General features: G+C 61.3%; 13 protein-coding genes. 6 read left to right on the top strand and 7 right to left on the bottom strand.

Annotated elements, in window-relative coordinates; genetic code table 11:
* The first annotated feature begins 3 nt into the window (after positions 1-3).
* From AB8B20_RS28410 to AB8B20_RS28430, 5 genes are all read left to right on the top strand, one after another.
* Complete coding sequence (locus AB8B20_RS28410) at positions 4-762, top strand: ABC transporter ATP-binding protein (RefSeq protein ID WP_439073770.1); 759 nt, start codon at positions 4-6, stop codon at positions 760-762.
* A 32-nt stretch (positions 763-794) separates the two neighbouring features.
* Positions 795-1490, top strand: a complete 696-nt coding sequence (locus AB8B20_RS28415) for an ABC transporter ATP-binding protein (protein ID WP_439073768.1) — start codon at positions 795-797, stop codon at positions 1488-1490.
* Positions 1490-2350, top strand: coding sequence for a branched-chain amino acid ABC transporter permease (locus tag AB8B20_RS28420; RefSeq protein WP_439073766.1), 861 nt, complete (start codon positions 1490-1492; stop codon positions 2348-2350). Before AB8B20_RS28415 ends, AB8B20_RS28420 begins: the two co-directional genes overlap by 1 nt.
* The gene (locus AB8B20_RS28425) at positions 2347-3261 is read left to right on the top strand and encodes a branched-chain amino acid ABC transporter permease (RefSeq protein ID WP_439073764.1); all 915 of its coding nucleotides are present in this window, start codon (positions 2347-2349) and stop codon (positions 3259-3261) included. Before AB8B20_RS28420 ends, AB8B20_RS28425 begins: the two co-directional genes overlap by 4 nt.
* Positions 3262-3343: 82 nt before the next feature.
* Positions 3344-3802, top strand: a complete 459-nt coding sequence (locus AB8B20_RS28430) for a carboxymuconolactone decarboxylase family protein (protein WP_439073762.1) — start codon at positions 3344-3346, stop codon at positions 3800-3802.
* Here the strand turns inward: AB8B20_RS28430 and AB8B20_RS28435 are convergent.
* From AB8B20_RS28435 to AB8B20_RS28460, 6 genes are all read right to left on the bottom strand, one after another.
* Positions 3799-4974, bottom strand: coding sequence for an acyl-CoA dehydrogenase family protein (locus AB8B20_RS28435; protein ID WP_439073760.1), 1176 nt, complete (start codon positions 4972-4974; stop codon positions 3799-3801). The genes AB8B20_RS28430 and AB8B20_RS28435 overlap by 4 nt on opposite strands.
* A gap of 237 nt (positions 4975-5211) precedes the next feature.
* Positions 5212-5607 carry a hypothetical protein gene (locus AB8B20_RS28440; protein ID WP_439073758.1) on the bottom strand — a complete coding sequence of 132 codons (396 nt, stop codon included), beginning with the start codon at positions 5605-5607 and terminating at the stop codon, positions 5212-5214.
* A 19-nt stretch (positions 5608-5626) separates the two neighbouring features.
* On the bottom strand, positions 5627-6034 hold the full coding sequence (locus tag AB8B20_RS28445; RefSeq protein ID WP_175366899.1) for a hypothetical protein: 408 nt from the start codon (positions 6032-6034) through the stop codon (positions 5627-5629).
* On the bottom strand, positions 6031-7221 hold the full coding sequence (locus tag AB8B20_RS28450) for a glycosyltransferase family 4 protein (protein WP_439073756.1): 1191 nt from the start codon (positions 7219-7221) through the stop codon (positions 6031-6033). The genes AB8B20_RS28445 and AB8B20_RS28450 overlap by 4 nt, the downstream gene beginning before the upstream one ends.
* Before the next feature lie 8 nt (positions 7222-7229).
* Entirely contained in the window at positions 7230-8510 is a 1281-nt protein-coding gene (locus AB8B20_RS28455) for a glycosyltransferase (protein ID WP_439073754.1), read from the bottom strand.
* The gene (locus AB8B20_RS28460) at positions 8507-9397 is read right to left on the bottom strand and encodes a WecB/TagA/CpsF family glycosyltransferase (RefSeq protein ID WP_439073752.1); all 891 of its coding nucleotides are present in this window, start codon (positions 9395-9397) and stop codon (positions 8507-8509) included. Before AB8B20_RS28460 ends, AB8B20_RS28455 begins: the two co-directional genes overlap by 4 nt.
* A gap of 12 nt (positions 9398-9409) precedes the next feature.
* On the opposite strand from AB8B20_RS28460, the gene AB8B20_RS28465 reads away from it, so the two are divergent.
* Positions 9410-10606, top strand: a complete 1197-nt coding sequence (locus AB8B20_RS28465) for an endo-1,4-beta-xylanase (protein ID WP_439073750.1) — start codon at positions 9410-9412, stop codon at positions 10604-10606.
* A gap of 13 nt (positions 10607-10619) precedes the next feature.
* On the opposite strand, the gene AB8B20_RS28470 is transcribed toward AB8B20_RS28465, so the two are convergent.
* Positions 10620-12059, bottom strand: a complete 1440-nt coding sequence (locus AB8B20_RS28470) for a lipopolysaccharide biosynthesis protein (RefSeq protein WP_439073748.1) — start codon at positions 12057-12059, stop codon at positions 10620-10622.

A 12059-nucleotide genomic window follows, 5' to 3' on the forward strand; every position in this document is an offset into this window, starting at 1 on the left:
CCAATGCTCGAGGCCGTCAATGTTAGTGTGATCTATGAAGGCGGCTTCAAGGCGCTGAATGGTGCATCGGTACAGCTCGCTGCGGGCGCCGTCACGGGACTTATCGGTCCCAACGGGGCCGGCAAGTCCACGCTGTTCGGCGTGCTCGCCGGCGCGGTGCGACCTGTCGCAGGCGAAGTGCGGCTCGGCGGCGAGATCGTGACGCAGCATAGCCCGGCATGGCGGGCGCGTCGTGGGCTGGCGCGGACCTTTCAGCTTTCGCGCGAACTAGCGAGCCTCACGGTGCTTGAGAACGTCCTTGTCGCGCAGCCTCATATGCGCGGGGAAAACGTCCTGTCGCTGCTCTGGTCCCGCCGCGCGGTACGTGACGAGGAGGACGCAGCCATCGACAAGGCCCGCGCACTGCTGCAGCGCGTCGATCTCTGGAAACTTGCAGACGCGTCAGCCGGTACACTATCGGGTGGGCAGAAGAAGTTGCTGGAAATCTGCCGCGCGCTGATGCTCGATCCGCGTATCGTATTGATGGATGAGCCGAGTGCGGGCGTGAACCCGACGCGGATTGGCGAGATCGTGGAATTCGTTCAGGCGCTGCGCACGGAAGGTACCACTTTCGGTCTGGTGGAGCACAATATGGGCATGGTCCGTCTGCTGTGTGACCACGTCTATGTTCTGGCCGAGGGGCAGGTGCTGACCGAAGGCCGGTTTGACGATGTCATCGCCAATACGGAGGTGGCGTCGGCCTATCTGGGGGCGCAGTCATAACGACCTCCGCAACAGGACTGGAATTGTGCGACGTGGTGGCTGGCTATGGCGGCCACCCGATCCTGCATGGCGTGAGCTTCTCGGTTCGCGCAGGTGAAACACTTGTCGTGGTCGGCCCCAACGGCTCCGGAAAATCGACGCTGATGAAGACGGCCGTTGGCCTGTTGCGTCCGATCTCAGGCCAAGTGCTGTTAGGTGAAGCGAACGTCACGACGCTCGGTGCGCCTGCGCGTGCCGCGCGGGGCCTCGCTTACGTGCCGCAGGAGGCCAACATCTTCCGCAACATGAGCGTGCTGGAAAATCTGCAAGTCGGTTATGAATTCGTGGCATCACGTTCGGCGCCATCGTTCGGCGTGCGCCTCGATGCCGTGCTCGACCTGTTTCCGGAGATCCGCGTTAAACTTCGCAGCACGGCCGGGCATCTCAGCGGTGGCCAGCGGCAGATGGTGGCGATGGCCGCGGCGCTGATGCCTGAGCCATCTGTTTTGGCGCTGGACGAACCTTCCGCCGGATTGTCACCGCGCAATGCGGAGATTTTGTTCGAGGTGATAGGCCGGGTGGCTGCCTCGGGAGTGACGCTGCTGATCGTCGAGCAGAACACGCGCCTCGGCCTCGGCGCTGCGGATCACGGCGTGGTTCTGGTGGGTGGGCGGATACGCCTCGCCGCGCCCGCTGCCGAAGTGCTCGCCGATCCGGATATCCGCCGCCTCTATCTCGGAGGGGTGTGATGGGTCAGCTTCTCGTCAACGGCATTGTCGCCGGTCTGTTGCTGGCATTGCCTGCGCTTGCGCTGTCGCTGACGTTCAGCGTGTTGCGCTTTGCCAATTATGCGGTTGGATCCTATCTCTCCTGCGGCGCCTATCTCGTCTATATCGGCAATGTCCTACTGGGCATGCCGCTGTGGCTTGCGGCTAGTGCCGGCGCGGCACTCTTTGCGGTGATCGCTGTCGGTATCGACTGGCTTGCCTATCGCCCGCTTCGCAATCGAGGGGGCGTGACGCTGCTGGTGGCCTCCATGGGAGTCGCCATCGCGCTGGAGAATGTGATCCGTTTCTTTGCCGGCAATTCGCCGCGGGCCTATAACGTGCCTGTGGCGCGACCGATGCGTTTTGGCGATATCCGGCTGAACCACGAACAGCTCACCATTCTCGTTACGGTCATTGCGGCGCTCGCTGTGGTGTGGATCATTTTTCGCTTTACGCGGCTTGGCAGAATGATGCGCGCCGTGGCGGATAACCCGGACCTTGCAGCAGTGCGCGGCATCTCGCGGTCACGCGTCGTCGCCTATGTCTGGCTGATCGCCGGAATGTTGACAACGCTGTCCGGCGTGCTCGTCGGGCTGGATGCCAATGTCGAGCCGCAGATGGGCTGGACTTATCTGCTGCCTGTGTTCACAGCGGCCATTCTCGGCGGCATTGCCAATCCGATGGCCGCCGTCGCCGGCGCGCTGACACTCGGTATTGCGGAGGAACTGGCGACGCTGGTGATGCCCGTGCACTACCGGATGATCGTGACATTCCTTGTGATGGTCGCGCTTCTGCTCGTGCGGCCTTGGGGCCTGTTTGGAACGCGGTGGGTTACCAAATGACGGTCTATCTCATCGCCACTCTGACGCTTGTTGCGATGGCTGCGCTGGCAGGGCTCGCGCTCAATCTGCAATGGGGAATGGGCGGTCTGGTCAATTTCGGCCTGTTCGGCTTCTACATGCTCGGCGCCTATATCGCCGGTTTGCTGACGGTGCAGGGGCTGCCACCTCTGGTCGCTCTGGGGATGGCCATGCTCGGCGTGGCAGCGTTGAGTGCGGTCAGCGCGCTCATCTCCGTGCGGTTGTCCGAAGATTATCTCGCTATCGTGACGCTTGGTTTTGCTGAATGCCTACGCCTCGTCATCAGCTACGAAGGCTGGTTGACCCGCGGCATGCTCGGTGTTTCGGGGATCGAACGACCGTTCCAGGCATGGTGGCCCCGCGGTTGGGGCGATACAGGCTTTTTGCTTCTGGCGTTGCTGGCCGTGCTGATCGTCTACACCGTCCTGCAGGCGCTGGCCCGCTCCCCCTTCGGGCGCCTTGTGCGTGCGACGCGCGACGACCCCGGCGTCGTGGAAGCGCTCGGCAAGTCCGTGCTCGCCGTTCGCGTGCGGGTGTTTGCCATCGGCGGCGCGATCCTCGGTCTCGCAGGCAGCTTGCACGCATTCTATTACAGTTACATCGACCCCACGCAATTCGGCCCGATCGTCACCGCTTATGCCTTCATGGCCGTGGTGGTGGGCGGGCGCGGCAGCAACCGCGGCGTCGTTGCCAGCGCCTTCACACTGATCTTCCTTCTGGAAGGCAGCCGGTTTCTGATAGACCTCGTTCCTGGTCTTGGGGCGTCCGAACTCGCCGCCATTCGCCTGTTCCTCGTTGGCGTGGGGCTGGTGGTATTGCTGATCTTCAAGCCGGATGGTTTTGGCCGCGAGCCGCGCTCTGCGCTCGCGGACAAGACATCCTCTCGTTTCTGATAACCGGAGTTTCGATATGGCCCGCGTTGCCCTGCAAAAAAGAGATCAGCTGCCCGAGCACCTAAGGGCTTTGTGGGATCGCATGACCACATATGGCCCGTTCGAGGGCCAAGCCGCCGCAATGGCCAACCGGCTGCCGGTGTTCGAGCACATGTGGCGTCTTCTCACCCAGCTTGCCGACGAAGGCGTGCTGCCCAAGCGATACCTCGAGCTCGCCATTGTCGCTGTCTCGCTGGTCAATCAATGCGACTTCTGCGTTGCGCAGCACACGCCGAAGCTCGCGGTTGAAGGTATCACGACGGAAGGGGCGGCAAACCTGCTCGACTGGGAGAAGCATCCCGAACTCACCGAAGTCGATCGGCTCGTGGTCGAATACGCGATCGCAGTCACCAGCAACTGGCATCGAATCCGCGATGCGATGTTCGAGCGCCTGCGCGCGCATTTAAACGATGCGCAGATCGTCGAACTGACCTGGCGCATCGCGCTATGCGGTGCGTTCAACCGCTTCAACGACGTGCTCCAGGTCGAGGTCGACGTCTAGGCGGCCGGTATGCCTGGCTGATCGGTCTTCCAGTCGCGCTTGATCTTCTTGGCGAGCGACCATTTGTGGACTTCGGTCGGGCCGTCATAGATGCGGAACGCGCGGATCTCGCGGAAGGCCTGTTCGACGATGGTTTCGCCGGAAACGCCGGTGCCGCCCATCACCTGCACGCAACGGTCGGCGATCCGCATCAGCGCTTCCGACACGGCCACCTTGGCCATCGAGCTTTCGGCCGTGCCGAGCGAGCCGGTGTCGAGCACGTCCGCGCACCAGTCGATCATCAGTTCCGACTGTTTGAGATCGATCAGGTTTTCCGCCAGCATGAAGCCGACGCCTTCGTGATCGATCAGGGCCTTTCCGAACGCATGGCGACGACAGGCATAGTCGGTCGCGATCTCGTTGGCGCGGATCGCAAGACCCAGCCAACGCATGCAATGCGACAGGCGCGCCGGGCTGAGGCGGATCTGTGCGTATTTGAAACCGTCGCCTGACGCGCCAAGCATCTGGTCTGCCGGGACACGCAGGTTTTCGATCTCGATCTCTGCATGGCCGCCGGGCATCGAATTGTCGATCGTATCCAGCACGCGCAGGGTGCGGATCGCAGGATCTGGCAGATCGACGAGGAACATGCAGGCGCCGTCATCGGACTTCGCCATGACGATCCCGACCTTGGCGCCTTCCGCGCCGGTGATGAACTTCTTCCGCCCGTTGATGACCCAGTGATTGCCATCGAGTTTGCAGGTGGTCTGCATCATCGACGGATCGGAGCCAGCGCCGCCTTCGTCTGCCGGCTCGGTCATGAAGAATGCCGAACGTGCTTTCCCCGACACCAGCGGTTCCAGAAAACGCGTCTTCTGTTCGGCTGTGCCAACCTTGCCGAGGAGATACATATTGCCCTCGTCGGGTGCCATCGTGTTGCAAGCCAGCGGCCCCAGAGGCGAAAGACCGGATTTGATCAGGGCCTTTGCCGTTTCGCGCTGCGTCAGATGCGACCCATCCGCAAGAATATGCGGGGTCAACACGCCGGACTTGCGGGCCTTGTCGCGCAGCTCTTGCACCAGTTCGTCGCTCGGGCCGTGAGCACCTGTCCGCGGATCTTTCTCATAGGGGATGACTTCGGCGCGAATGAAGGTCTCGATCCTGGCGGCAATGGCGTCGGCGCGATCAGTCATGGAAGCAGATACTCCGGTCGCCCCCTTGGGCGAAGTCCTGGGGCAGGATTGAGGCAGGCGGGGCCGATCACGGTGCGGGTGGTGGCCGGCGACGAGGTGAGGGATAGCATTTACACGACCAGTATGCCTGATCGTATCGAACTCGGCTACGAGGCATCGATCACCCTGAAGAGTGTCGTGGCGTCACTAACCCTCGCAGGGCGTGCTGATCGGCTGGTCTTGATCGGTGGAAAACCGCTATTTCGGCGTCGGCTCGGCGGCATCGAGATTGATGCTCGGGAAACGCCGCTTCAGGTCCCGCTTCAGCGATCTGAAATGCTCGATATTGTTTTCGAGCGTCCGCAGCCGTGCTTCGCCGATGCGAATCTCGTCGTCCGATTTCTGCAGGAGTTCCGCCCGTGGGTCCGACTGGCTGTTGACGTTTTCGATCTCGTTACCGCCGACAATTGCGGCGATGGAGATGACGTCTTCCAGCCGACGCTTCAGGCCGTCATGTTCGTATTCTGCACTGCGCAGGCCGGAGTCGATGGTCGCCGCAATGGCGAGAACAAGCCGTTCATCGGTGATGCGATCACGTTCCGGCGAGCGTGTCCGGAATGTCTCGGACGAGGAGCGAAAGATGCGCTTCAGCATGGCGGCATTTCCCTCTGGCTCAGGTGAGACCCTTGATCTTCTTACACGATGTTGCGGAGCCTGACGACATCTGCACAATGCCCGATGTCGATTTCGTTAGCACGAGCTCCTTGGCGGAGATGAAGCGTAGCGTGGCTCTGGGGTTGGCGTCGCAGAATCGCGACAGCGTCGCCGCGGTGGCGGCCACCGTGTCCTGTTTCGGAATCACCGCGATGGCCCCATCCTTCAGGATGTAGGCATCTTTGACGTTCGGCATCGTCGCCGTCGCGGTGCAGACCTTGAACAGGCCTTCATAGGCCTGTGGCGGCATGGTGAGGTCGCCCGCAAGGCCGCCGAGCAGATATTCCCGGCTCTTGTTGCAATTGTCGGCATGCGCGGTGCTTGCGGTGAGCACGAGCAATGTGACGATGGCAGCGAGCTGTTTCATGCCGATGCCCTCAGCTCCGATCCGGTCTGCAAGGCATCCTCCGATGGCGATGGCCGCTTCAAACCATAGGTTTCTGCGGCACAGCGTTCCCACGACAGATCACGCGCATGTGCGGCGGCGCCAGCGCCGAGGCGCGCCCGCAGCTCATCGTCCTCGGCCAATTGCCGGATCACATGGGCGATCATGTCGACGCGGGGGGCGACCAGAAGGCCAGACTGGCCGGCGAGCACCGCATCGGGCACACCTCCGATATTGCTCGCGACGCTCGGCAGGCCTGTGGCACCGGCCTCGAGATAGACGAGACCGAAGCCTTCGACGCGGCCGGACGAATCCGGCACACCGGTCAGACAAAAGAAGTCCACCGCACCGTAGATGTCGCGAATTTCTTCATTCGATAGTGCGCCGAGTAGCCTGATGTCGCAATCGGACGCGGCGATCATGCCGCGAAGCTCATCGACATAATCCGCTTCCCCCTGCGGACCGATGACCAGCCATGTGATTCGCTGACGTAATTCGTCAGGAAGCTGCGCGAGGGCGGCGAGCGTGAGATGATGTCCCTTGCGCCGCGTGAGCCGCGCCACGGTGACCATGACGATCCGGTCTGGCGCAATGTCATAGATCGCGCGCGTGGCAGCGCGGTCGCTGCGCCGGCCGGACCAGAAATCGGAGACGCCAAGGCGAATGGCATGGATGCGCCGTTCGTCGATCGTGAATCTCTTGCGGAACAGCTCGCGTGTGAAGTTGCTATTGGCAGCGACCTCGGTGCGCGGCCCGAACACGCCACTGAAGCGGATCGCCAGTCGCTTCAGTGGCGTCTGCGTCTCATTAATCTCTGTACCGTGCACAGTCATCAGCATTCGGGCCGGCGTGCGGCCGCGCGCGAGTGCGACCGGAATGAAGAAGGGCCAGTCGGCGGCATGCACCACATCGAACGGGGCCGTACCGATCCGGCTGCGCGCCAGCATGATCTTGGCGGGCAGATCGCGCGCCGAATGCAATCCGCCGCTGAAGCGGTGGATTGCGAAGGGCATGGCGCGATCGTCGGCTGACATATCCTGTGCGTAATCGGGAGCGACCAGCGTCACCCGCGCGCCGAGCTGTGTTGCAGCCAATGCGATCTCGTGGGCGTAGGTACCTATCCCGCCGCGTGCGGGAGCATATTCGCTCGATAGCAACAGGATATTCACAAATAACCTCAGTGTGCCGCGGAGGGCGTCATCGTCATGTTGCGCGCATTCTGGATGTCCTGGTGATAGGTAAAGACGCGCGCCAACTGCGTCGCTGGTGTGAAATTATCGATTGCGCTGGCAACCTGCACCGGGTTGATCTCGCCGGTGCCGATCGCATCGCGGGTATCGAGGAAACGTTGGGCCAGGTTCTCGATCATCTCGTCGCGGGATGAGCTGCGGGAAATGAGATAGCCGCTCTCGCCATCATGAATTACTGACTCCAGTTGCGGCAGGTGCACGGCGACGACCGGGCGGCCGACCGCAAGCGTCTCGAGCACGCAACGCGGCATGCCCTCGAATTCCGACGTCAGGATGCCTGCATGGGCATTGGCCAGTGTTGCGGCCATGCCGACAGCGTCCTTGAAGCCGTGCCGGATCGTGATGTCTTCGATCGCGGCGAATTCGGCAAAGCGATGCGGATCGCTGGTCCCGATATAATGGAATTCGAGATGGCCATGCAGCCGCTCGCGCAGGCGGGCGATGGTGCTGAACATCAACGGCGGATCCTTGAACTCGTCAAGGCGTCCCGCGAAGATGATTCGGAACGGCGCGGTCATCGCCGGAAACGGCTGCGGTTTGAAGATGTCGGTATTCACCCAAGTCCAGAGCGTGTCGATCTTGCCACTCTGGCCGGGATAGGTCTTTTGCAGCCGCTCGGTGATGAACGGGTTCACGCACAGAAATTTTGCGCTGGTCGTGACCGCGAAACGCTCGCCGATATTGTGCACGAACGAATACTTCTTCAGGAGCGAATCCATTTGCAGCTTCGGCGCGCCCTCGCCATGCAGCATCTGGATGAACGGGCGGCGCAGCAACGTCGGCAGCCAGGAAAATTCGACGCGGCGCAGATCGACAGTGCAGCCGCGTTCGCGGATCAGCCGCGAGACTGGGCCGAAATAGCGCAGTAACGCCATGAAGAACTGGCCGGTGAGTGACGAGCGGATGGTGCGCGCGGCCTCTCGGGCCTGCTGGTCGGAATAGTGCAGGATCGGGAGAAAGTCGAAGTCGCGCCCGCGGAAAGTCAGCCGTCGCACTTCGCCGAGCTTGAGGTCGCCGATCGAATCCACGCCAACGAACAGGATGTCCGTGTCCGTGGGATGGAAGGTGATGAAGTCGCGGATATAGGTCTCTAGCCCACCCACCTTCTGGCCGCGCGGATCGAAGGGGTGGATAAGGCAGATCTGGTAGCGTTGCTTGGCCGGCGCGGCGTTCCGGGCGCGAAGACCCAGAGTGAGTGTCGAGGTCATGCGGCTTTCCTCATGCGAGCGTTCAGGATTTGTGGAAGCGTACTGGCGATCAAACGTGGCACGGCGGCAGCGCAGCGTGCGTAACGGGGCGCAAGGCGGCGCGGATCCCGCAACATGCGCCAGGCCCATTCGAGACCGGCACGTTGGGTGAACATCGGTGCGCGAACCTGTGTACCTGCGATGAAGTCCAGCGCCGCGCCGAAACACAGGCAGCCCGTCCCGTCCAACTCATCGATACAGCGCGACGCAAACACTTCCTGTCGCGGGGCGCCCAGCGCGAGGAAGCAGAGCTTTGCACCGGATGCGCGGATCTGTGCAATCGCTGTATCGGCCTCCGCTGAAAAGGCGTCGAAGTTGCGACCGGGCGCAAAAGTACCAACGATCTGCAGACCTTCATATCGTTTGCGCAATTCCGTTGCTGTCTTGTCCAGCGTTGGCCTGTCGGAACCGAACAGAAAGATGGGGAGCCCCTTCTTGCCTGCAGCTTCGCACAAGGGAGCAGCAAGATCGGCGCCGGTGGTTCGCGAAATCGGTGTTCCGAGCAGATGGCTGAGAACAACGATCGGAAAACCATCCGCAGTGACGAAGCGTGCGCGTCGATAGGCGGCGCGAAAGTCCGGCTTCTGTTGCAGATGAACAACATGATCGAGATTAAGCGTGCATACGCTGAAGTTCTCGCCGCGTTCAGCCGCTTCTACGATCGATGAAACGGCTTCATCGAGCGATGAAACGTTCACGGTAACTCCGTCAACGGTTAGATTTTTGGCGTGTGGCGCCTGCGTCTGCAACATGTCGTTCCCCTGGTGACGATGTGGCCGAGTTACGCTTGAACGAAGTGCACACTTGCTTGCCATCGATGCAGCGAAGAAAAGTGAGTCGAAAATCATCCCCTCGACGTGATGGACATCAAAACGAACTATTGCGACGCAACGATGGCGATGCTGTCGCGCAACATCGAAAAGATAGCAGTCACGATTTTGAATCGATGGAGAGTGGATATGTTCGAATGTTCAAGGAGAAAGTCGCTCGCAGTCATCGCCGGCGCGACGCTTGCTATGCAACGACATGCAGTCGGCGCAACGCAAACGCAGAGCCTTGGTACAATTGCGGCAAAAAATGGTTTGATGTTTGGCGCGGCTGCAGGGCCGGTGATCGACAAGGATGTCGGATATCGTGAGCTTTACACAACACAGACGAAAATTATAACGACGGACATCGCTCTGAAAATGGGCACGCTTGCGCCGATGGCGGGTCCGAAGCGATTCGAGAGCGCCGATCGATTGCTACAATTTTGTGCGAGCAATCGCATTCCCATGCGCGGTCATTGTCTGATCTGGAACGAATGGGTTCCGCAGTGGATCAAGTCCATTAGCAACACCGAGCGGCAGGCCTTCTTTGATAGTTATATCGATGAAGTCGCCGGACGTTATGCCGGCCAATTGCAGTCATGGGACGTCGTGAATGAGCCGTTCTGGCCCGGTCACAAGGCACCCGGCGGCTATCGCCTTGGCCCGTGGTACGATGCCTTCGGCACTGATTATATCAGGCGCGCCTTCGCGCGGGCTGGTGCTGTGGATAAGAAGACTAAACTTGTGCTCAATGAGGCACAGGCGGAACGCGATGATGATGTCGGTCTCGCGGTGCGCGCCGGATTGTTGCGTCTGGTCGACGAGTTGCAGCATGCCGGCGTCCGGCTTGATGTGGTCGGCCTACAGGGCCACTTGCAGCCGCGCTATCCCCATGATCCTCAGCGGTTTCTCGAATTCGTCCACGCGCTCGCCGAACGTAAGGTCGACATCTACATCACCGAATTCGATGTCCGCGACGACACCTTCCCTGATGATGTTGCCACGCGCGACAAGATGATTGCGGAGACCGGCGGGAAATTCCTCGAGACGGTGCTACAGGTCCCGGCGGTCAAGGCCGTGATCGCGTGGCAGCTGTCCGATCACTATTCATTCTATACGGACGCCGCGAGAAAGAAGAATCCTCTCGCAGAACGACTGCCACGGCCGCTGCCGTTCGATGAGAACATGCAGAAAAAGCCGCTGTGGTACGCAATGGCCCGTGCACTGGAGACCGCCAAACGGTCGTGACGATTTCACGACATTAGAGCTCCGAGAGTTGCGGCTGCCGGCGCAGCATCCGAAGCAACGTCGGCCCGTAAAGGATGGCAAGGGCCAACATGTAGATCGCCGCGCCTGCGGCGACATGTGCCGCCAGCAGGACATGGTTTGGCGCTTCCGGCAGTTGCGTCAGCAGTGCCGCCATGGCCCCGGTTGCGAGGACGATGCGGGCGAGATGCGCCCAGGGCAGGGTCAGGCCGAATTTCGAAAAGCCGATGATGAAGCTGGTCAATGCCGCAGCGATGGCGGACAGCACTGTCGCGCCGGCTGCGCCAACGAGTCCCCAATAGTGGATACAGATGAAGCTCGCCACGATCGTCACCAGCGCGTCGATGCTGGAGACCACGATCATCAGCTGGGTCTTGCTGTGCAGGAGAAACACCTGGTCGCCGAAATGGGCGCGGATGTTGCGGATCGAACCGGCTAGGGCCGAGAGAGGGAGAATCGCCAGCGTCACCTGCTGAAACGGCGTGGCGATCAGCAGGTGCACGATCTCGGCTCGTAGCAGGAAAATGCCCGCAATGCTCGGCGCCAGAATGCCGATGAGCAGTGCACTGTTATCGGCAAGCTGGCGCATCGCAGCCTTGCTGCCGCCTTGCTCCATGCTCTTGACCGCCAGCGGGAAAGCCGCTGCCGTCACCAGCATCGCGGCCACTGCCGCGGCGCGTTGGCCCAGACCATAACCAACGGCAAAGAGACCGGCGGCGGCAACGCCGAGCATGTCGTTGACGATAAAGCGCGACGCATTGAGGCCGACCCAGCCCAGCGCGCCACCGATAATCAGCGGAATGCCGTAGCTCACCGCATGGCGAATGATCTCGCGATCGATCGGCCACAGGCGGTGGCTGTAGCCGGTGTGGGGCAGGACGACCAAAGCGGCAAAGAGCTGCGCGGCGGCATAGCCCAGCAGCGGCCATTCCGGCGATGGGCCGATCAGCTTGATGAGTATCAGGCCAAGAATGAAGCCGATCGACGGCCCGACGATCTGCTGGATCGAATAGACGCCGATCTGGTGCCGGACCCGGGCGCGTTCAGCGATATAGAGATTGAGCGAGCGGCTGATGACATAAGCGATTGTGGCGCCGAGCAGCGCCGGGTTGGTGTCAGTCGCGATGACCGTATAGAGCACGCCGATCACGGCGGCGCTCTGCAACACCAGCGAAACAAGAATGACGACATTCTCGGTGCGATAGAAGCGTTCGGCCTGTTCGCCGTCCTGATAGCGGCCGAAGAAGCGCAGCGCATATTGCGACCACCACGCGAGGAACGCGATCTGCAGCAGCTCATGCGTTGCCGTGATCAGCGTGATCACACCCAGCGTATGCTCGTTGACCACATGGGTCCACACGATCATCGCGATCAGCTGGAACATCGGCCCGACGATCTGAGCGGGAAGATAAAGGATCGTGCGCTTCAGCAGCAT

Source organism: Tardiphaga sp. 866_E4_N1_4 (assembly GCF_052076075.1).
GTDB classification, from domain to species: Bacteria; Pseudomonadota; Alphaproteobacteria; order Rhizobiales; family Xanthobacteraceae; genus Tardiphaga; species Tardiphaga robiniae.